A 19,854-nucleotide genomic window follows, 5' to 3' on the forward strand; every position below is an offset into this window, starting at 1 on the left:
ATTATGCGCCACGGCGATGTGTGGGGCAGGCTGCAGGGGACTGCTGCGCAGTCCAGCGGGAGCAAGCTCCCTCGCCACAGAAGCTCCCCCCGCCACAATAAAATGGATCAACCCGCCCGGCGCAGCAGCCAGAGCCCGGCCAGCGCGCAGACCGTGGCCGGCACCAGCACCGCGAGCAGCGGCGAGAAACCGAACACCAGGCTCGATGGCCCCAGCAGGTCCTGGGCGATACGGAAGGTGAAGCCCACCAGCACACCGGTGAAGACGCGCTGGCCGAGGGTCACCGAGCGCAGCGGACCAAAGATGAAGGAAATCGCCATCAACACCAGGGCGGCAGTGACCAGCGGCTGCAACACTTTGACCCAAAATGCCAGCCAGTATCGGCCATTGTTCAGGCCCTGGTCCGCCAGATAGTGGATGTAACCCCACAAACCGGTGATCGAAAGCGACTCCGGCGCCATCACGACGGTGCTGAGCAACTGCGGGCTGATCTGCACGTCCCAACGTTCCTGCGGAGCGGCGACCACCTCGGTGCGCTTGTCATGGAACAAGGTGGTGGTGACGTCGGTCAGTTGCCAGTGATCCTCGGCGAAATTGGCGCGTTTGGCGAAGCTCGACGACAGCAGGTGCCGCTCGTCGTCGAAGCGATACCGGGTCACGCCGTACAGCGTGCCGTTAGGCTGGACCGAGTTGATGTGGATGAACTCGTCACCCTGGCGGTGCCACAAGCCATGCTTGGCGCTTTGGGCATCACCGCCGCCCTGGGCCAGGGAGCGATTGGCCTGGGCGGTGTTCTCGGTGGCCGGCGCGACGTACTCGCCGACCAGCAGCCCGACCAGCATCAGCACCAGCATCGGTTTCATCACCGCCCACACGATGCGGCCGATGGAGACGCCGGCGGCGCGCATGATGGTCAGTTCGCTGTTGCTCGCCAGGCTCCCCAGGCCGATCAGGCAACCGATCAGCGCAGCCATCGGCAACATGTCGTACAGGCGCCGTGGTGCCGTCAGCAACACGTAGCTCGCCACGTCCAGCAATGTATAGGTATCGCTGACATCGCCCATCTCGTCGATGAACGCGAACAGGGTCGCCAGGCCAAGAATAATCCCCAGCACCGCGAGGATCGCCATGAACACGCTGCTGCCGATATAGCGGTCGAGTTTAACCACGGGCCACCTCCAGCGCGCTGCGACGACTGGCCAGCTTCAAGCGCAACGGCTCCCAATAGAGCAAGCCCAGGCCAATGACCAGGAAGATCGAATGCACCCACCACAGGCCCAGGGCCGGCGGGATCTTGCCTTTCTCCAGGGCACTGCGGGCGGAAATCAGGATGGTCAGGTAGGCCATATACAAAAGAATCGCCGGCAGCAGCTTGAGGAAACGACCCTGGCGCGGATTGACCCGCGACAGCGGGACCGCCATGAGGGTCACGATGAACACCAGCAACGGCAGCGACAGGCGCCATTGCAGTTCGGTACGGGCGCGGATGTCGTCACTGCCCAGCAGGCTGGCGGTAGGCATGGCATCGCGGTCGGTGACTTCATCGCTGACATCGGGCTTGGGCAGCAGCACACCGTAGGTGTCGTACTTGATCGCCCGATAATCGGCCTGCCCCGGGGTGCCATCGTAGCGATAGCCGTTTTCCAGGATCAGGTAGCGGTTGCCGTCGGGGTTGATTTCCTGGCGGCCCTTTTCAGCCACCAGCACGGAAATCCCGCGGTCCTTCTTGGTGTCCGATGAGATATTTTTCTGGGTGATGAAGACGCCGCCGAGGTTGACCCGGTCGTCCGACAATTGTTCGGTGTAGGTGACACGCGTCCCGTCACGCAGGGCCTGGAAGCGCCCCGGCACCAGGGTGTCGAATTCGGTCATGGCGTCCTGCTGGTTGATCAGCAGCTGGAACTGGTTGGCGCCCTGGGGCGACAGGCTCAGGCTCAGCCAGGCCACCACCAGCGCCACCAATGTGGCCGGGAACAGAGTGATGCGAAACAGACGCTGCTGGCTCATGCCGGTGGCCGACAGCACGGTCATTTCACTGTCCAGGTACAGGCGACCGTAGGCCAGCAGGATCCCGAGGAACAATCCCAGCGGCAGGATCAGTTGCAGGAAGCCCGGCAGGCGGAACCCCATGATCAGGAACAGCGAGCCCGGATCGAGGGCGCCCGAAGCCGCCTGGGCAAGGTACTTGATGAAGCGCCCGCTCATGATGATGACCAGCAGCACGGCACTGACCGCGCTCAGGGTCAGCAGGACTTCGCGGGATAGATAACGGAAGACGATCAAACCAGACACTCCACGATTGTCAGGCTAGGCGGCCAAACAAGAAACGTATCGAGCCGACGCATACTGCGAGCAGCCGAAAAAAGAGCCGCATTATCCTGTGATTGGAGGCGCCTGTCACTGCGCATGCTTTAAGCAGACGCTCCCCAGCCAAAAAAGTTAACCGTTGCGAGGGTTGTCAGCTTCGGGCGCCGGGGTTCAAACTGCGGCCTTTGTCGCCGGCAAGCTCCGGCGCTTCTTTTATATAGAAGACAGCTGTTCAGCGCGCCACTGTCGTCGCGGCGCCTGGCCTCTTGACCATTGACTCAAGGATCCGGACATGGAACTGGTTGTAAAAAGCGTCAGCCCAGAAACGTTGAAGACTGCCACGCTGGTGGTTGCCGTTGGTGAGAACCGCCAGCTCGGCGTCGTCGCCACCCAGCTCGACGCCTTGAGCGGCGGCGCCATCAGCGCCGTACTCAAGCGCGGCGACCTGGCCGGCAAGGTCGGCCAGAGCCTGCTGCTGCACAGCCTCCCCAACCTCAAGGCCGAGCGCGTGTTGCTGGTGGGCGTTGGCAAGGACGCTGAACTGGGCGACCGTCCGTTTCGCAAGATCATTGCCGGCGTCTTGGGCACCCTGAAAAACCTGGGCGGTGGCGACGCCGTGCTGGCCTTGGACGAACTGGTTGTAAAAGGCCGCGACAGCTACGGCAAGAATCGCCTGCTGGCCGAGACCCTGGTGGATGGCGAATACCAGTTCGATCAGTTCAAGAGCCAGAAAGCCGAACCCCGTGCACTTAAAAAAATCACCCTGCTGACCATCAAGGCCGCCCAGGCCGAAGTCCAGCGCGCCGTGACCCACGCCACCGCGATCGCCAACGGCATGGCCTTCACCCGCGACCTGGGCAACCTGCCGCCGAACATCTGCCACCCGACCTTCATGGGTGAACAGGCCAAGGCACTGGGCAAGGAATTCAAGGGTCTGAAGGTCGAGGTCTTCGACGAGAAAAAAATCAAGGACCTGGGCATGGGTTCGTTCTATGCCGTCGGCCAGGGCAGCGCCCAGCCGCCACGCCTGATCGTGATGCAATACAACGGCGGCAAGAAATCCGAGAAGCCGTACGCCCTGGTGGGCAAGGGCATCACTTTCGACACCGGCGGCATCAGCCTCAAGCCCGGCGCCGGCATGGATGAAATGAAATACGACATGGGCGGCGCCGCCAGCGTGTTCGGCACCCTGCGCGCCGTGCTCGAGCTGCAATTGCCGATCAACCTGGTCTGCATCCTCGCCTGCGCCGAGAACATGCCCAGCGGCACGGCTTCGCGCCCGGGCGACATCGTCACCACCATGAGCGGCCAGACCGTGGAAATCCTCAACACCGATGCCGAAGGCCGTCTGGTGCTGTGCGACGCCCTCACCTATTCCGAACGCTTCAAGCCGCAAGCGGTGATCGACATCGCCACGCTGACTGGCGCCTGCGTCGTCGCCCTGGGCGCCCATACCTCGGGCCTGCTGGGCAACAATGACGAGCTGATCAGCCAACTGCTCAGCGCCGGCCAGCAGGCCGACGATCGCGCCTGGCAGTTGCCGCTGTTCGATGAGTACCAGGAACAGCTGGACAGCCCGTTCGCCGACATCGCCAACATCGGCGGCCCGAAAGCCGGGACCATCACCGCAGCGTGCTTCCTGTCGCGCTTCACCAAGAACCTGAACTGGGCGCACCTGGACATCGCCGGCACGGCCTGGACCAGCGGCGGCAAGGACAAGGGCGCCACTGGCCGTCCGGTACCCCTGTTGACCCAGTACCTGCTGGACCGCGCCAAGGCCTGACACCGATGATCGCCGGTGCGTCGCCCTCGGGTGACGCCTCGGCGATTCAAGGAACGCAATGACCAAAGTCGACTTCTACATCCTGCCCAGCGCCGATCCCTCGGCGCGACTGGATTTCGCCTGCAAGCTCACCGAGAAAGCCTGGCGCATGGGCCATCGCATCTATCTGCATTGCAGCGATGCCGCTCAGCGCGAAGACCTGGACGCGCGACTGTGGGCGTTCAAGGGCGAGAGTTTCGTGCCCCACGGTCCGGCCGAAAGCGAACCCGAAGGGCTGATCGTGCTCGGGCTGGGGGAAGACTGCGGTCAGCATCAGGACCTGCTGGTCAATCTCGACCTGAAAGTGCCGGCGTTTGCCCAGCGTTTCGCCCGCGTGGCGGAAGTCGTGGTTGAAGACCCGGCCATCCGGCAAGCCGCGCGGGAGAGTTTCCGTTTCTACCGCGAACAGGGCTATGCTCTGCAAGACCACCGTTTACAGCGACTCTGAGCCTACGATGGACACTCCAAAACCGCCGCAAAAACCTGCTCACCTGCTGGATGACCTCGAGTCGATCCGCCAACTGCTCGGTGACGACACCCTGCAGCCACCGCTGTTGACCGACACGGTGGAACACGAAGCCGTGCATGACGAGCAGATTCCGCTGCTGTTCGAACCGATCACCGGCCAGCCCGAACCCAAGCCAGCCCCGAAGGCCGAACCAAAAGGCCCCGACGCCCTGTTGCATCTGGACCAGGAATTGCGCGCCGCCGCCCAACTGATCCTGCAAGACGTGATCGACGATTTCGCCCCGCACATCGAAACCGAGATCAAACGCCGGCTGGATGCGCGTATGGAGCGGTTGTTGAGCCAGTACGAGTAATCCCGGATCTACTGATCACCGAACACCTTGTGGGAGCGAGCTTGCTCGCGATAGCGGTGTGTCAGTCAACATCAATGTTGCCGATCTACCGCTATCGCGAGCAAGCTCGCTCCCACATTGTTCGGTTGCGCCCACAAGCCTTCTGCCAAGCTTCCAGCTCGCAGCCTGTGGCTTGCACCCGCCCCGCCCGCTATACTTCCCGGCTTTTCCTGAATAAATGCCAATAGGGTCCCGCCGCGCATGGATAAGACCTACCAGCCGCACGCCATTGAAACTTCCTGGTACAACACCTGGGAGTCCGAGAATTATTTCGCTCCGCAAGGCGCGGGCGATTCCTACACCATCATGATCCCGCCGCCGAACGTCACCGGCAGCCTGCACATGGGCCATGGCTTCAACAACGCGATCATGGACGCCCTGATCCGTTTCCGTCGCATGCAAGGCCGCAACACCTTGTGGCAGCCGGGCACCGACCACGCCGGTATCGCCACGCAAATGCTGGTGGAACGTCGCCTCGAAGCCCAAGGCCAGAATCGCCATGACCTGGGTCGCGAGAAATTCCTCGAGAAAGTCTGGGAATGGAAAGACGAATCCGGCGGCAACATCAGCCGTCAGATTCGTCGCCTCGGCTCGTCCGTCGACTGGAGCCGCGAGCGCTTCACCATGGACGACGGCCTGTCCGAAGCGGTCAAGGAAGCCTTCGTGCGCCTGCATGAAGACGGGCTGATCTATCGCGGCAAGCGCCTGGTCAACTGGGACACCAAGTTGCACACGGCGATTTCCGACCTCGAAGTGGAGAACCACGACGAGAAAGGTTTCCTGTGGAACCTGAAGTACCCGCTGGCCGACGGCGCCAAGACCGCCGAAGGCAAGGATTACCTGATCGTCGCCACCACGCGTCCGGAAACCATGCTGGGCGACTCCGCCGTAGCGGTGAACCCGAACGACGAGCGCTACCAGGCGCTGATCGGCCAGTTCGTCGAGCTGCCGCTGGTTGGCCGTCGCATCCCGATCATCGGCGACGACTATTGCGATCCTGAATTCGGCACCGGTTGCGTGAAAATCACCCCGGCCCACGATTTCAACGACTACGAAGTCGGCAAGCGCCACAACCTGCCGCTGTTGAACATCTTCGACAAGAACGCGAATGTCTTGCCGGCCGCCCAGGCATTCAACCTCGACGGCACGCTGAACGAAAGCGTCGACGGCCAGATCCCGGCCGAATACGCCGGCCTGGACCGTTTTGAAGCGCGCAAGCAGATCGTTGCCGCATTCGACGCCGCCGGCCTACTGGTCAGCGTTGACGACCATGGGCTGAAAGTCCCGAAAGGCGATCGCTCTGGCACCATCATCGAGCCGTGGCTGACCGACCAGTGGTACGTGTCGACCAAGCCGCTGGCCGAGCCGGCGATTGCCGCCGTGGAAGACGGCCGCATCCAGTTCGTGCCCAAGCAATACGAAAACATGTACTTCTCGTGGATGCGCGACATCCAGGATTGGTGCATCAGCCGCCAGCTGTGGTGGGGCCACCGCATCCCGGCCTGGTACGACGAGTCGGGCAAGGTCTACGTCGGTCGCGATGAAGCCGAAGTCCGCGCCAAGCACAACCTTGGCCCGGACGTAGCGCTGGCGCAGGACAACGACGTTCTCGACACCTGGTTCAGTTCGGGCCTGTGGACGTTCTCGACCCTGGGCTGGCCGCAACAGACCGAGTTCCTGAAGAAATTCCACTCCACCGACGTGCTCGTCACCGGCTTCGACATCATTTTCTTCTGGGTCGCCCGGATGATCATGCTGACCATGCACTTGGTGAAAAACGAGGACGGCACGCCGCAAGTACCGTTCAAGACTGTCTACGTCCATGGCCTGGTGCGCGACGGCCAGGGCCAGAAGATGTCCAAGTCCAAGGGCAACGTCCTCGACCCGCTGGACATCATCGACGGCATTGACCTGGAAACCCTGGTGCAGAAACGCACCTCGGGCCTGATGCAGCCGAAACTGGCGAAGAAGATCGAGAAGGCCACCCGCGAAGAATTCGCCGAGGGCATCGCCAGCTACGGCACCGACGCTTTGCGGTTTACCTTCTGCTCGCTGGCATCCACCGGTCGCGACATCAAGTTCGACATGGGCCGCGTCGAAGGCTATCGCAACTTCTGCAACAAGATCTGGAACGCCGCGCGCTACGTGCTGGACAAGGGCGAAGACTGCGGCCAGAACGGCGAAGCCTACGAGCTGAGCCTGGCTGATCGCTGGATCATTTCGCAGTTGCAACGCACCGAAGCCGAGGTGACCCGCCAGCTCGACCAGTTCCGTTTCGACCTGGCCGCACAAGCGCTGTACGAGTTCATCTGGAACCAGTATTGCGACTGGTACCTGGAACTGTCCAAGCCGGTACTGTGGGACGAAAACGCACCGGTCGAGCGCCAGCGCGGCACCCGTCGCACCCTGGTTCGCGTACTGGAAGTGGCCCTGCGCCTGGCGCATCCGTTCATGCCGTTCATCACCGAGGAAATCTGGCAGCGCGTCGCACCGCTGGCCGGTGCCCAGGGCAAGACGATCATGCTGCAACCGTGGCCGGTGGCCAACGAAAGCCGCATCGATCCGGCAGCCGAAGACGACATCGAGTGGCTGAAGACCTTCATGCTCGGCCTGCGCAACATCCGCGCCGAAATGAACATCGGCCCAGGCAAACCGCTGACCCTGTTCCTGAAAAACGCCAACGCCGAAGACCTGCGCCGTCTCAACGAGAACGAAGCGCTGCTCAAGAAGCTGGCGAAACTCGAATCGGTGACGGTACTGGCTACGGGCGAAGAAGCACCGCTGTCAGCCACCGCCCTGGTTGGCGAGATGGAAGTGCTGGTGCCAATGGCCGGCCTGATCGACAAGGCCGCCGAACTGGCGCGCCTGGACAAGGAAATCCTGCGTCTGAAGGGCGAAGTCCAGCGCGTCGGCGGCAAGCTGTCGAATGCCGGCTTCGTCGACAAGGCACCGGCCGAAGTCATCGAGAAGGAGCGGGCCAAACTGGCCGAGGCCGAACAGGCCCTGGGCAAGCTGGCCGAGCAGCACGCGCGGATTGCCAGCCTGTAACGGTGGTTCGTGATTGAAAAGGGAGGCCCAGGTGGCCTCCTTTTTTCTGCCTGCTCCATCCTTCAGACAATAGAGAACCTGTGGGAGCGAGCTTGCTCGCGATAGCGGCAGGTCAGCCAATTTATATGCCAGCTGATACACAGCCATCGCGAGCAAGCTCGCTCCCACACAAGCTCGCCTCCACATTTAATTCGCGCAGCCATCAACGCCGAATGTGGGACAATGCCCGCCACTTTTTGAGCCAGCCCTGAATCGACCTGCCATGACCGCTCCTCGCCCTCCCCGCCCTCCCCGCCAGAAGCCCAAGCCCGTCGCCGAGGCCAAAGCGCCGCGGGAGAAGGCCAGCCTGCATCCGCGCAATCGCCATCAGGGCCACTATGACTTTCCGGCGCTGATCAAGAGCACACCGGAACTGGCGAAGTTCGTGATCATCAATCCCTACGGCAAGGAAAGCATCGACTTTGCCAGCCCCGAGGCGGTGCGAGTGTTCAACCGGGCGCTGCTCAAGTCCTTTTATGGCATCGCCTATTGGGATATTCCCGCTGACTACCTGTGCCCTCCCGTGCCGGGGCGCGCCGACTACGTGCATTTTCTCGCCGACCTGCTCGCCAGCCACAATGAAGGCGAAATTCCTCGCGGCGCGGCGGTCAAGGTGCTGGACGTTGGCACCGGCGCCAACTGCGTTTATCCGCTGATCGGCTACAGCGATTACCGCTGGCACTTCCTGGGCTCGGAAATCGACCCGACGGCAATCGCGTCGGCCATGGCCATCGTCCAGTCCAACGGCCTGAACAAAGCCATCCAGCTGCGCCAGCAACCCAACCGCAAGCACATCCTGTCGGGGCTTCTGGAAAGTACCGAACGGTTCGACCTGACGATGTGCAACCCGCCGTTCCACGCCTCCCTGGAGGAAGCCACCAAGGGCAGCCAGCGAAAATGGCGGGCACTGGGCAAGGCGGATCCGAAGCGCAAGTTGCCGGTGTTGAATTTCGGCGGCCAGGCGGCGGAGCTGTGGTGCGAGGGTGGCGAGGCGCGCTTCGTCACGCAGTTGATCAGTGAGAGCGCCCAGGTCGCCGGACAAGTGCTGTGGTTCAGCACGCTGGTATCGAAGGCGTCGAACCTGCCGGCAATTCAAGCCGCGCTGAAGAAGGCCGGAGCGCTGCACAGCCAGGTGGTGGAAATGTCCCAGGGGCAGAAGCAGAGTCGGTTCGTGGCCTGGACCTTTCAGGACCAGGCGCAGCAACAAGCCTGGCGCCAGGCGCGCTGGGCTCGCAAGGACTGAACCTCCCTCAACACAGCCTGATGCGGTTCACTTAAGGTATCGACATTCCCGTGGCGAGGGAGCTTGCTCCCGCTGGGCTGCGTAGCGGCCCCAAAACCTGCCGAATACGCAGCATCAAACACACCGTACCCGCCGGAATACGACTGCTTCGCAGCCGAGCGGGAGCAAGCTCCCTCGCCACAGGTACGTCGTTTTTCTTGAGTGAGCAGCATTACTCACCACTGGCCACTTTTTCAAGGCAACAAAAAACCGTGCCCGGATCGCTCCGCGGCACGGTTTTTCATAAAACGATCTTACTTGTTGACCGCGTCGGTCAGGCCTTTGGCCACAACCAGCTTGATCACTTTCTTGGCCGGGATTTCGATGGCTGCGCCAGTCGAAGGGTTGCGACCGGTACGGGCAGGACGCTCGGTGACTTTCAGCTTGCCAACACCTGGCAAGGTCAGTTCGCCGCCGTTTTCCAGCTGATCGGCAACCACTTGGCCCAGTTGGTCCAGCAGCGCACGCACGGTAGCTTTTGGTGCGTCTACAGATTCAGCCAAATCAGCGATCAGTTGGTCTTTAGTAAGAGCCATGTAGTGTTCCTTCCCTATCAAATTCATATGGATTGCAGAGTGCAGTGTCAGCCATCGAGCCGATCTATCTGATCAGCCTCCCTCGGTCATCACCACGACGGATCGGGGTAATAGATGCCGAAATCCGGGTTTGGTTCGACCTGACAAATGCTGAATGCACGCTTAACGCAGTGACTTCGCGTAAGACCGGGCAAAACTAGCACAACGCCTGTGAAATATCCGCCTCTACCTACCCATTTGGTCAGCTTTATTGCGCTAAATCGGTAAAAAAATGCTCGTTGGGTGTCAGACCGGTCTGAAAGGGCCTTCACCACGTCCCAAAACCAGTGATTGCGGTACACTGGGCCCTTTTTCGGGGAGCGCGCCCTCCTCTCTTTCATCAGCCGAGAAATCCATGCCGATCCGTCATTGCATCGTCCACCTGATCGACAAAAAACCCGACGGCACGCCCGCTGTGCTCCATGCCCGCGATTCCGAACTGGCGGAGTCCACGGCAATCGAGAACATGCTCGCCGACCTCAACGAGAGCTACAACGCCAAGCAAGGCAAGGCCTGGGGCTTCTTCCATGCCGAATCCGGGGCGCATCCGTTCAGTGGCTGGTTGAAGGAATACCTCGACGGCGGCAAGGACTTCACTGCGTTCAGTCGCGTGGCGGTGGAACACCTGCAAAAGCTGATGGAAGAATCCAACCTGTCGGTGGGCGGCCACGTGCTGTTCGCTCATTACCAGCAAGGCATGACCGACTACCTGGCGATCGCCCTGCTGCACCACAGCGAAGGCGTGGCCGTGACTGACGAGCTGGACGTGACCCCGTCGCGCCACCTGGACCTGGGCCAGTTGCACCTGGCGGCACGGATCAACGTGTCGGAATGGCAGAACAACAAACAGTCCAGACAGTACATCTCGTTCATCAAGGGCAAGAACGGCAAGAAGGTTTCGGAGTACTTTCGCGACTTCATCGGATGTCAGGAAGGCGTCGACGGCCCCGGCGAAACCCGCACCCTGCTCAAGGCTTTCAGCGACTTCGTCGAAAGCGAAGACCTGCCCGAAGATGACGCCCGGGAGAAAACCAAGACCCTGGTGGACTACGCCAGCAGCCAGGCCAAGCTCGGCGAGCCGATGGGCCTGGAAGAGCTCTCGGAGCTGATCGACGACGAGCGCCCGAAAGCGTTCTACGATCACATCCGCAACAAGGACTACGGCCTGTCGCCGGAGATACCGGCGGATAAACGCACCCTCAATCAGTTCCGCCGCTTCACCGGCCGCGCCGAAGGCTTGTCCATCAGCTTCGAAGCGCATCTGCTGGGCTCGAAGATCGAATACGACGAAGAGGCCGGCACGCTGATCATCAAGGGTTTACCGACCTCGCTGACCGATCAGCTCAAGCGGCGTAACTGATGCTCACCCGGGTACTGAAAAAGTGCCTGCTGGTTCTGCTGGTGGTGGTCGCGTACCAGAACTGGGGCAAGATCGAGCGGGTGCTCAATCCGTCACAAATGGTTTCGGAACAGGTCCGCAGCAACGCCCGCGTCGTGCTGTACGCCACCGACTGGTGCGGGTACTGCAAGGCAACCCGACGGTTCCTGGACGAGAAAGGCGTGCTGTTTCGCGAGTTCGATATCGAGAAGGACGCCGAAGCTCGCAAAGCCTACGAGGCGCTGGGCGGCCGGGGGATTCCGATCCTGGATGTGAATGGCACGTTGATTCGTGGGTATGAGCCGGAGAATATTCTCAAGGCGTTGGCCGCGATATAAATCTGCCGGGCCAACAGTGATGTCGGCCCGCCCCCCCCCTTCGCGAGCAGGCTCGCTCCCACAGTGATTGCGGCAAACAATCCAATACCCACCACAGATCCATGTGGGAGCGAGCTTGCTCGCGATGGCGTTAGACCAGTCACCACCTCAGCAAAAATCAGACCGCCTCGATGCGAAACCCGAACCGCGGAAAGTGCACATGCACCACCCCGCCACGCACGTCCTGACGACGCAGAATCAATTCTTCGCTACCGGCAAACAACAACTCCCCAACCACCGGATCGACACCGTAATCAGTCGCCGCAATGCTCACCCGCTGCCCCGCCACAAACCCGTTCGGCTCCTCGAATGACTCATCCGGCAGCGCTGCCGGCGTCGCATTGCGAGCCACCTCCAAGGCCTCTTCGGAACTCATCTGGCTCGACGCGCCATGGCCGAAACCCAACACCCGCGCCAGCCACGCCGATACCGCCGGATGAGCGTCCACCAAAGGTGAAGTGACAGGCGTGCCCTTGAGAAACCACAGCGGGTGGGCCATGGCAAAGTCGGCAATCGACGGATCGCCCAGCAGGAAGTCGCCCTCTTCACGCTGCAACTGCTGCTCCAGGCGCGCCATGATCACAGGCCACTGGTGCTTGGCCTGCTCGGCGGACAGACGCGTGACCGTGCCGCCACTGAACAGCCCGGCACGGTCGCTGATAAACGCCTTGATCGCCTCGGGCGGCAACTTGGCAAAACGCACCGCCACCGATTCCGGTTGGAACACCAGGCTTACCGCATGCTGAAACACCACCGAATCCGCCCATGCGGCAAAGGACGGAGCGATCATTTCCCGGCCCTCGGGAAACAGCGCCGGGGAGGCTTTCTGCTGCTCAAGTCGCCGAGCTATCAACGCCGTGTCGCAGTAGATGTCCGCGCCGATCTGCAACACCGGCGTCTTGCGGTAACCGCCGGTCAAGGCCGTCAGGTCCGGCTTGGGCATCATTGGCGGGATACCTACCGAACGCCAGGACAGGCCTTTGAAACCCAGCAGCAGGCGGGCTTTTTCTGCGAATGGGGAGGTTGGGTAATGATGGAGGATCAGTTCAGACATGAGATTCGCCACTGCTGGGATGAAGTCTTGCAGCTTAGCGCGCCTGACGGGACCAGCCTACCGGCCTGATGAAGGCCTATCAGCCAGGCTGATGAAGCGACAGCGCACTGGCCACCAAGCATTCCTTGGCGCTTTTCTTGAGCTTCTTGATCAACCGCTCCTGCCGCAACGCCTCGCCCTTGTCACGGCAGACCTCGGTATAGACCAGCGCGACCGCCGGGCTGGAGAGAAAGAAACGTGCGCCCTTGCCGCTCTGGTGCTTGGCGAAACGCCGCACCGGGTCATCGCTGATGCCGCAGTACAGCGAGCCGTTGGCGGCGCGCACCAGATAGACGAACCAGGGCTTGGCCGGTTCGGGCGGGGCGGGGGCAGCGAGGTCGGGGGGTGATTCAACGGTGGTCACGGAAATATTCAACAGCCGCGATGGTAACAAGCCGCGATCTTATCAGCGACTGGCCTGGAACGCCCGCAGGCCCTTGAGCGCCTGGGCGCGGACGGCGTTGCGCACCAGCGGTGTCCAGCCCAACAGCAGGCCTTTGGTGCCCAAGGCCTGGCGCGACCAGCGCCACAGGTCGAAATGATCGTGGTGCTCGCAGATCTTGCCGTCACGAAACACGAAGCGCGCCTGGATGTCGTTGACCACTGTATTGCCGGTCTGGCTGAACAGATAAGTCGCCACCCAATGGGCGCCGCCGGAACGTTCGTCGCTGCGCACGTTATCGAACGTCAGGGAAAAATCCTTGGCCCGCGTGGTGAGCATGCGCCACATGTCGCCGGCATCGCGCCCACGCAGTTCGCCGAAGGCCGGATCACTGAACACCACGTCGTCGGTGTAGCAGGCGCTCATGGCCTCGGCATCGAGGCGCTGGAACGCCTGGTAGAACCGGGTGATCAGGGCTGTGTGGGCATCGCTCATGGACGGACTCCGAAAATCGTTTCAGTAGGCCTGCACGATAGTCTGCCGTCGCGTGGAACACTATCGTCATTCGCTTTGAAAATGATATCAGCGAAGCTCCCCGACTCTTTCGCTGACGACACCGACATACAACGCCCGGCCGGCGCCGAGGCCGGCGATGATCGCGCCCAGGCCAACCAGGCCAAAGATCCAGCCCAAGGCATTCCAGCCACCGGTCAAGTCATGTACCACGCCGACCGCGAACGGCCCCAGTGACGCCAGCGTATAACCAAAACCCTGGGCCATGCCGGAGAGGTTGGCGGCCACATGGGCGTCGCGCGAGCGCAGCACGATCAGCGTCAGAGCCAGGGCGAACGTCGCGCCCTGCCCCAGGCCCAACAGGATCGCCCAGCCCCACAACCCTTCGATGGGCGCGTAGAGGCAGCCGAACAGCCCGCCGAGCACCATCAGCATGACGATCACGATCGCCAGGCGCTGGTCTTTGCCGCGCGTTGCCAGCCAGGGCGCCGCGAGAGAGCTGACCAGTTGCACGATTACCGAGCCGGACAGCACCAGCCCCGCCTGGGTCGGGGTCAGCCCGCGACCGATGAGGATCGACGGCAACCAGCCGAACACGATGTAGGCCAGGGACGATTGCAGCCCCATGTACAAGGTCACCTGCCAGGCCAGGGGATCACGCAGCAGCCCGCGGACACGATACGCCACTTGATGCGCCCCGTGTTTCTGGCCCACTTGCGGCAGCCAGAACACTGCGGCCAGCAGGGCCGGCAGCATCCAGAAGCCCAAGCCCAGGGCCCAGTCATGGCCCAGGTGCTCGCTCAATGGCACCGTCGCGCCCGCCGCCATCGCCGCACCCAGGCACAGCGCCATGGTGTAGACACCGGTCATGGTGCCGGCCTGCCTGGCGAAGTCGCGCTTGACGATGCCCGGCAGCAACACGCCGATCACACCGATGCTGGCGCCAGCGAGGATGCTGCCCGCGAACAGGCCGAACTGGCCGAACGAGCTGCGCAGGATGATGCCGCCAGCCAGCGTCAGCAGGATCCCGAGCACCACTCGTTCAGCGCCGAAGCGGCGCGCCAGCACTGGCGCCAATGGCGCGAACAGGCCCAGGCAGAGCACTGGCAGGGTTGTCAGCAGACCGGCCTGGGCGGCCGACAGGCCGAGGCTCTTCGACACTTCGCTGAGCAGCGGCGCCATGCTCGACAAGGCCGGGCGCAGGTTCAACGCGACCAGGATCAGGCCTAGCAACAACAACCAGGGCCGACGCATCAGCGGCTGGCTCTGCTGGGCCTGCTCGTCGTCCGCCTCGGCGTCGATCAGCAATTCTTCGAGTTCGGCGCCGCGTTTGTTCGGCGTTGCGGTAGTGCGGTCAAGCGGATCGCGGGACATGGAAAGCTCGGGTTCAGGGTTCATTGATCAACTGCCGGCAGAGGGCCTTGGCCCGCTCCGGATCCTGGCGTTCGACGGCTTCGAGGATTTCGATGTGCAGGTCGAACACGTGTTGATGGCGGGGAATGATATTGAGGCTTTGGCGCAATTGAGCGCCGATCACGCTGGAGAAATAGCGATACAGCTCGCTCAGGGCCGGGTTGTGCGCGGCGTCCACCAGCCGGCGATGGAACACTAGGTCGCAGGCGATGTAGTGCTCCAGGTCGCCGTGATAATGCTCGCCGCTGGTTTTCAGCGCCTGGCGCAAGGCAAGCAGATCGTCCTCGGTGCGCCGTAGCGCCGCCAGGCCGATGGCCTCGACTTCAAGGATGTGCCGGGTTTCCCGGGCCTGCTCCAACGAACAACGGGAGAGCGCCTTGAGCGTGTCCAGCGGGTCGACGACCGCACGCACGTAACTGCCGTCGCCCTGACGAATCTCGATCAATCCGGAAAACGCCAACACGCGCATGGCTTCGCGCACCGTGTTTCGGCTGATGCCTAGCTCGGCGACCAATTCCGGCTCGGTAGGCAGGCGCTGGCCGACAGCCCACACGCCGTCGCTGATGCGTTGGCGCAGTTGCTCCAAGGCTTGATCGACCAGGGAGCGCTTTATTAGCGGGGACATTTCTGACATGGGACTCGCCTTTCATCCAATCATGGGATGAATTTTCTGACATGTTAGTCAGCTTCGCGTAGGACGGCAATCGCCTACGTTTTATTGGAGGCAAAGAATCCGAATTTTCGATTAGTCAGATTTACCCTTTATGGGTAATCATTGGGACAAGGCAAACGGCTTCTTATGGAAAAGAGCACACCCCATTACGACCTGGCAGTGGTCAAGGCCGAGGTTCACAGGTTGGGAAGCAAGGCGTTCACATTGAACGCCCGCGAAGGTGGACAAGAGGATGATGTTGAGTCTCGCTCAGATGCTGCGGATCGTTCACCTGCTGGAATACAGGATGCTGCATAAATCGATGACCACGTATGCCGACCACCGAATCTGGCAAGACGTCTATCACACGACATTTCAGGATCGGGAGATTTACATCAAGGTAACTTACCGCCCCGGCGGTGGGCATCCGGTGGTCTCCTTCAAGGAGAAAAATCAATGAAACCCCAGCAATGTGTCAGCTGCGGCAGCATCGACGCGATGCATCACTTCAAAGGCCGTAGCTTTACGGTCGACTACCGGCAGGTGACTCGGCAAGTACACGATATTGCCGGATGGGAATGCCGGATCTGCGGTGAAATCGAATTCGATCACGACACCGACAGCGCCGAACGTTACTCCAGGGCCAGCGACCAATTGCTGGAAGATTACGCGCTGGCGACAGGTGCGGAAATCAAACGCATCCGCCGCAAACTGCACCTCACGCAAAAAGACGCGGTGAAGCTGCTATCCGGAGGCGGGCATAACGCGTTTTCCCGTTATGAACGCGGCGAAGTTACCCCGGCTCAGTCGTTAATCGTGCTGATGCGCCTGCTTGATCGGCATCCGCACCTGATGGCTGAAGTCCACTCGCTGAACGACGAAGCCCATTTGCAGCAACTGTTGTCGGGTCGTCATCCGGAACATGACACGGCGGATCTCTGACCCGAAAAAAAACAAACCCGGACAAGTCCGGGTCTATTTTCACCGCCTAAGATCGGATCAATGCAGGATCTGGCTCAGGAACAACTTCGTACGGTCATTCTGCGGGTTGTCGAAGAAGTCATTCGGCGCAGCCTGTTCAACGATTTCACCTTTGTCCATGAAGATCACGCGGTTGGCCACGGTGCGGGCGAAACCCATCTCGTGGGTCACGCACAGCATGGTCATGCCGTCTTCGGCCAGGCCGATCATGGTGTCCAGAACCTCTTTCACCATTTCCGGGTCGAGGGCAGAGGTCGGTTCGTCGAACAGCATGATTTTCGGTTTCATGCACAGGGCGCGGGCAATCGCCACGCGCTGCTGCTGACCGCCAGAAAGCTGGCCCGGGTACTTGTGCGCCTGTTCCGGAATGCGTACGCGCTCCAGATAATGCATGGCGATTTCCTCGGCCTTGCGCTTGGGCATCTTGCGCACCCACATCGGCGCCAGAGTGCAGTTCTGCAGGATGGTCAGGTGCGGGAACAGGTTGAAGTGCTGGAACACCATGCCGACTTCGCGGCGGATCGCTTCGATCTGCTTGAGGTCGTTGGTCAGCTCGACACCGTCGACCACAATGCGGCCCTGCTGGTGTTCTTCCAGGCGATTGAGGCAGCGGATGGTGGTGGACTTGCCGGAACCCGAAGGGCCGCACAGGACGATACGCTCGCCCTGCTTGACGTTCAGGTTGATGTCTTTCAACACATGGAACTGGCCGTACCACTTGTTCACGCCCTGCATCTGAATAATGCCTTCAGGGCTCACAGGCTGTTTGATCGCTTCACTCATGAGTCAACTCCTAACGCTTGTGGCCAGTGTCCAGCTTGCGTTCCAAATGCATGGAATAGCGGGACATACCAAAACAGAAAATCCAGAACACCAGGGCGGCAAACACATAGCCTTCAGTGGCCATGCCCAGCCATTTCGGGTCGGCGGCAGCTTGTTTCACGCTGTTGAGCAGGTCGAACAGACCGATGATGATCACCAGGCTGGTGTCCTTGAACAGCGCAATGAAGGTGTTGACGATCCCCGGGATCACCATCTTCAGCGCCTGCGGAAGGATAACCAGGCCCATGCTGCGCCAGTAGCCCAGGCCCATCGCCGCGGCCGCTTCGTATTGCCCCTTCGGAATCGCTTGCAGACCGCCACGCACCACTTCGGCCACGTAGGCCGACTGGAACAGGATCACGCCGATCAATGCCCGCAGCAGCTTGTCGAAGTTCATGCCCTCAGGCAGAAACAATGGCAGCATCACCGAGGACATGAACAGCACCGTGATCAACGGCACGCCGCGCCAGAACTCGATGAAGGTCACGCAGACCACGCGAATCGCCGGCATGTTCGAACGACGCCCCAGCGCCAGGACGATGCCCAACGGCAAAGCGCCGGCAATACCGACGGTGGCGATCACCAGGGTCAGCATCAGGCCGCCCCATTGGCTGGTCGCCACGGTCGCCAGGCCGAACACGCCGCCGTGCAACAGGCACCAGGCAATGATCGGGTACAGCACCAGGAAGCTCAGGCCGTAGATCGCCTTGCGCGGGAAACGCGAGATGAACAGCGGCGCCACGCCGATCACGGCCAGCCACACGGTCAGGTCCACGCGCCAGCGCAGATCCGCTGGATAATAGCCGTACATGAACTGGCCAAAACGCTGCTGGATGAACACCCAGCAGGCGCCCTCCTTGGTGCAATCGGCTTGAGTGGTGCCGACCCAGTTGGCATCGAGAATCGCCCAGCTGAGAATCGGTGGAACCACCAGGTAGATCAGATAGAACGCAAACAGGGTCAGCAGCGTATTGAGCCAGCTGGAGAACATGTTTGCGCGCATCCATGCCATCGGCCCGAACACTTTGCTCGGTGGCGGCATATCAGGTTTGAAAGTATGGGATGTCATGCGCGTTTCCTCACCGCTCGATCAGCGCAATGCGCTTGTTGTACCAGTTCATCAGCAGGGAAATGCTGATACTGATCGCCAGGTACACGCTCATGGTGATGGCAATGACTTCAATGGCCTGCCCGGTCTGGTTCAACACCGTGCCGGCAAACAGCGAAACCATTTCCGGATAACCGATACCGGCCGCCAGCGAAGAGTTCTTCGCCAGGTTCAGGTACTGGCTGGTCAGTGGCGGGATGATCACGCGCAGGGCTTGCGGGATGATCACCTTGCGTAGGGTCGGACCGTTGCGCAGGCCCAGCGAGTGAGCCGCCTCGGTCTGGCCATGGCTGACCGACTTGATGCCCGAACGCACGATCTCGGCGATGAACGCCGCGGTGTACACCGTCAGCGCCAGGGTCAAGGCCAGCAGTTCCGGGATCAGTACCCAGCCACCGACAAAGTTGAACCCCTTGAGCTGCGGCATTTCCCAGTGCACGGGCGCACCGAAGATCAGTGCGCACAACGCCGGGATCACCAGGAACAGCGCCAGGCCGACCCAGAATTTATGGAACGGCTCGCCGGTCGCTTCGAAACGCTTGTTGGCCCAGCGGGTCATCAGCACGATGGCGACAATCGCCAGCACGACACTGACCACAAACGGCCAGAACCCTTCAGCCATCAGCGCCGCCGGCATGTTCAGGCCACGGCTGCTGACAAAGAAGGTGTCGCCGAAGTTATGGCTGTTACGCGGCCCCGGCATGGTCAGGAACACCGCGAAGTACCAGAATAGGATCTGCAGCAGCGGCGGGATGTTGCGAAAGACCTCCACATACACCGTCGCCACCTTGGCGATGATCCAGTTCTTCGACAGGCGGGCTACGCCGACGATGAAACCGAGGATTGTCGCCAGGATGACACCAATGAAGGTCACCAGCAGCGTGTTGAGCAGCCCGATGACGAAGACGCGGGCATAGCTGTCCGCCTCGGTGTAGTCGATCAGGGTTTGAGCGATGCCGAAACCGGCACTGCGCTCCAGGAAGCTGAAACCGGAGGTAATACCCCGGTGCTCAAGGTTGGTCTGCGTGTTGTCGAACAGAAACCAGCCCAAAGAAATGACCGCCACGATGGTGACGATCTGAAATACCCACGCACGCACTCGTGGATCGCTGAGGCTGAGCCTCTGCTTAGGTGCGCCGATTGAATTTTGCATGAAGTGCCCCGCAAGGAATGGAACAGAACATCACCCGGTGGTTGGCCCA

The 19,854-nt window shown here is 61.3% G+C and carries 19 protein-coding genes and 1 pseudogene; 9 read left to right on the forward strand and 11 right to left on the reverse strand.

Annotated features, from left to right (window positions below; translation table 11 throughout):
* Positions 1-107: 107 nt before the first annotated feature.
* Both lptG and lptF read right to left on the reverse strand, forming a co-directional pair.
* Positions 108-1,169 carry an LPS export ABC transporter permease LptG gene (gene lptG / locus J3P94_RS22410; protein WP_434569698.1) on the reverse strand — a complete coding sequence of 354 codons (1,062 nt, stop codon included), beginning with the start codon at positions 1,167-1,169 and terminating at the stop codon, positions 108-110.
* Entirely contained in the window at positions 1,162-2,283 is a 1,122-nt protein-coding gene (gene lptF / locus J3P94_RS22415) for an LPS export ABC transporter permease LptF (protein WP_305496562.1), read from the reverse strand. The genes lptG and lptF overlap by 8 nt, the downstream gene beginning before the upstream one ends.
* Before the next feature lie 316 nt (positions 2,284-2,599).
* On the opposite strand from lptF, the gene J3P94_RS22420 reads away from it, so the two are divergent.
* From J3P94_RS22420 to rlmF, 5 genes are all read left to right on the forward strand, one after another.
* On the forward strand, positions 2,600-4,090 hold the full coding sequence (locus tag J3P94_RS22420; RefSeq protein WP_434569699.1) for a leucyl aminopeptidase: 1,491 nt from the start codon (positions 2,600-2,602) through the stop codon (positions 4,088-4,090).
* Between the two features lie 58 nt (positions 4,091-4,148).
* Entirely contained in the window at positions 4,149-4,577 is a 429-nt protein-coding gene (locus J3P94_RS22425; protein WP_305496566.1) for a DNA polymerase III subunit chi, read from the forward strand.
* A 7-nt stretch (positions 4,578-4,584) separates the two neighbouring features.
* Entirely contained in the window at positions 4,585-4,950 is a 366-nt protein-coding gene (locus J3P94_RS22430) for a DNA polymerase III subunit chi (protein WP_305496568.1), read from the forward strand.
* A gap of 240 nt (positions 4,951-5,190) precedes the next feature.
* On the forward strand, positions 5,191-8,037 hold the full coding sequence (locus J3P94_RS22435) for a valine--tRNA ligase (RefSeq protein ID WP_434569700.1): 2,847 nt from the start codon (positions 5,191-5,193) through the stop codon (positions 8,035-8,037).
* Positions 8,038-8,299: 262 nt separating this feature from the next.
* The gene (rlmF, locus tag J3P94_RS22440) at positions 8,300-9,319 is read left to right on the forward strand and encodes a 23S rRNA (adenine(1618)-N(6))-methyltransferase RlmF (RefSeq protein WP_434569701.1); all 1,020 of its coding nucleotides are present in this window, start codon (positions 8,300-8,302) and stop codon (positions 9,317-9,319) included.
* 293 nt (positions 9,320-9,612) lie between these two features.
* On the opposite strand, the gene J3P94_RS22445 is transcribed toward rlmF, so the two are convergent.
* Positions 9,613-9,894, reverse strand: coding sequence for an HU family DNA-binding protein (locus tag J3P94_RS22445; protein WP_030139622.1), 282 nt, complete (start codon positions 9,892-9,894; stop codon positions 9,613-9,615).
* Between the two features lie 394 nt (positions 9,895-10,288).
* On the opposite strand from J3P94_RS22445, the gene yejK reads away from it, so the two are divergent.
* The gene (gene yejK, locus J3P94_RS22450) at positions 10,289-11,293 is read left to right on the forward strand and encodes a nucleoid-associated protein YejK (RefSeq protein ID WP_434569702.1); all 1,005 of its coding nucleotides are present in this window, start codon (positions 10,289-10,291) and stop codon (positions 11,291-11,293) included.
* Positions 11,293-11,649 (forward strand): glutaredoxin family protein, encoded by a 357-nt coding sequence (locus tag J3P94_RS22455; RefSeq protein ID WP_434569703.1) that lies wholly within the window; start codon positions 11,293-11,295, stop codon positions 11,647-11,649. The genes yejK and J3P94_RS22455 overlap by 1 nt, the downstream gene beginning before the upstream one ends.
* A 157-nt stretch (positions 11,650-11,806) precedes the next feature.
* Here the strand turns inward: J3P94_RS22455 and J3P94_RS22460 are convergent, their stop codons facing one another.
* From J3P94_RS22460 to J3P94_RS22480, 5 genes are all read right to left on the reverse strand, one after another.
* Positions 11,807-12,742: a glutathione S-transferase family protein gene (locus tag J3P94_RS22460; protein WP_434569704.1), complete on the reverse strand. Its 936-nt coding sequence runs from the start codon at positions 12,740-12,742 to the stop codon at positions 11,807-11,809.
* 79 nt (positions 12,743-12,821) lie between these two features.
* On the reverse strand, positions 12,822-13,145 hold the full coding sequence (locus tag J3P94_RS22465) for a GIY-YIG nuclease family protein (protein ID WP_434569705.1): 324 nt from the start codon (positions 13,143-13,145) through the stop codon (positions 12,822-12,824).
* A 42-nt stretch (positions 13,146-13,187) separates the two neighbouring features.
* Positions 13,188-13,658: a nuclear transport factor 2 family protein gene (locus J3P94_RS22470; protein ID WP_434569706.1), complete on the reverse strand. Its 471-nt coding sequence runs from the start codon at positions 13,656-13,658 to the stop codon at positions 13,188-13,190.
* A gap of 87 nt (positions 13,659-13,745) precedes the next feature.
* Positions 13,746-15,074: a CynX/NimT family MFS transporter gene (locus J3P94_RS22475; RefSeq protein WP_434569707.1), complete on the reverse strand. Its 1,329-nt coding sequence runs from the start codon at positions 15,072-15,074 to the stop codon at positions 13,746-13,748.
* Positions 15,064-15,723 (reverse strand): FadR/GntR family transcriptional regulator, encoded by a 660-nt coding sequence (locus J3P94_RS22480; protein WP_434569708.1) that lies wholly within the window; start codon positions 15,721-15,723, stop codon positions 15,064-15,066. Before J3P94_RS22480 ends, J3P94_RS22475 begins: the two co-directional genes overlap by 11 nt.
* A 165-nt stretch (positions 15,724-15,888) precedes the next feature.
* On the opposite strand from J3P94_RS22480, the pseudogene J3P94_RS22485 reads away from it, so the two are divergent.
* Positions 15,889-16,201 (forward strand): annotated as a pseudogene (locus J3P94_RS22485) (type II toxin-antitoxin system MqsR family toxin).
* On the forward strand, positions 16,198-16,683 hold the full coding sequence (locus J3P94_RS22490) for a type II toxin-antitoxin system MqsA family antitoxin (RefSeq protein WP_434569709.1): 486 nt from the start codon (positions 16,198-16,200) through the stop codon (positions 16,681-16,683). The pseudogene J3P94_RS22485 and the gene J3P94_RS22490 overlap by 4 nt, the downstream one beginning before the upstream one ends.
* A gap of 57 nt (positions 16,684-16,740) precedes the next feature.
* Here J3P94_RS22490 and J3P94_RS22495 read toward each other — a convergent pair whose 3' ends face one another.
* Genes J3P94_RS22495 through J3P94_RS22505 form a run of 3 tightly spaced genes read right to left on the reverse strand, consistent with a single transcriptional unit; the run spans position 16,741 to position 19,805 of the window.
* Positions 16,741-17,505 carry an amino acid ABC transporter ATP-binding protein gene (locus J3P94_RS22495; RefSeq protein ID WP_003178331.1) on the reverse strand — a complete coding sequence of 255 codons (765 nt, stop codon included), beginning with the start codon at positions 17,503-17,505 and terminating at the stop codon, positions 16,741-16,743.
* A gap of 10 nt (positions 17,506-17,515) precedes the next feature.
* On the reverse strand, positions 17,516-18,613 hold the full coding sequence (locus J3P94_RS22500) for an amino acid ABC transporter permease (protein WP_186610952.1): 1,098 nt from the start codon (positions 18,611-18,613) through the stop codon (positions 17,516-17,518).
* Between the two features lie 10 nt (positions 18,614-18,623).
* A complete protein-coding gene (locus J3P94_RS22505) occupies positions 18,624-19,805 on the reverse strand; it encodes an amino acid ABC transporter permease (protein WP_305496587.1) in 1,182 nt (393 codons plus the stop codon).
* Positions 19,806-19,854 lie beyond the last annotated feature (49 nt).

Source organism: Pseudomonas sp. Z3-8, assembly GCF_051131975.1.
Taxonomy (GTDB): Bacteria; Pseudomonadota; Gammaproteobacteria; order Pseudomonadales; family Pseudomonadaceae; genus Aquipseudomonas.

Bases quoted from the DNA above. Each gene is read 5' to 3' on its own strand.
- J3P94_RS22505 (WP_305496587.1), bottom strand. From the start codon at position 19,805: ATGCAAAATTCAATCGGCGCACCTAAGCAGAGGCTCAGCCTCAGCGAT.
- yejK (WP_434569702.1), top strand. From the start codon at position 10,289: ATGCCGATCCGTCATTGCATCGTCCACCTGATCGACAAAAAACCCGAC.
- J3P94_RS22430 (WP_305496568.1), top strand. From the start codon at position 4,585: ATGGACACTCCAAAACCGCCGCAAAAACCTGCTCACCTGCTGGATGAC.
- J3P94_RS22455 (WP_434569703.1), top strand. From the start codon at position 11,293: ATGCTCACCCGGGTACTGAAAAAGTGCCTGCTGGTTCTGCTGGTGGTG.
- J3P94_RS22460 (WP_434569704.1), bottom strand. From the start codon at position 12,742: ATGTCTGAACTGATCCTCCATCATTACCCAACCTCCCCATTCGCAGAA.
- J3P94_RS22480 (WP_434569708.1), bottom strand. From the start codon at position 15,723: ATGTCAGAAATGTCCCCGCTAATAAAGCGCTCCCTGGTCGATCAAGCC.
- J3P94_RS22495 (WP_003178331.1), bottom strand. From the start codon at position 17,505: ATGAGTGAAGCGATCAAACAGCCTGTGAGCCCTGAAGGCATTATTCAG.
- J3P94_RS22425 (WP_305496566.1), top strand. From the start codon at position 4,149: ATGACCAAAGTCGACTTCTACATCCTGCCCAGCGCCGATCCCTCGGCG.
- J3P94_RS22445 (WP_030139622.1), bottom strand. From the start codon at position 9,894: ATGGCTCTTACTAAAGACCAACTGATCGCTGATTTGGCTGAATCTGTA.
- rlmF (WP_434569701.1), top strand. From the start codon at position 8,300: ATGACCGCTCCTCGCCCTCCCCGCCCTCCCCGCCAGAAGCCCAAGCCC.
- J3P94_RS22500 (WP_186610952.1), bottom strand. From the start codon at position 18,613: ATGACATCCCATACTTTCAAACCTGATATGCCGCCACCGAGCAAAGTG.
- J3P94_RS22435 (WP_434569700.1), top strand. From the start codon at position 5,191: ATGGATAAGACCTACCAGCCGCACGCCATTGAAACTTCCTGGTACAAC.
- J3P94_RS22420 (WP_434569699.1), top strand. From the start codon at position 2,600: ATGGAACTGGTTGTAAAAAGCGTCAGCCCAGAAACGTTGAAGACTGCC.
- J3P94_RS22470 (WP_434569706.1), bottom strand. From the start codon at position 13,658: ATGAGCGATGCCCACACAGCCCTGATCACCCGGTTCTACCAGGCGTTC.
- J3P94_RS22475 (WP_434569707.1), bottom strand. From the start codon at position 15,074: ATGAACCCTGAACCCGAGCTTTCCATGTCCCGCGATCCGCTTGACCGC.
- J3P94_RS22490 (WP_434569709.1), top strand. From the start codon at position 16,198: ATGAAACCCCAGCAATGTGTCAGCTGCGGCAGCATCGACGCGATGCAT.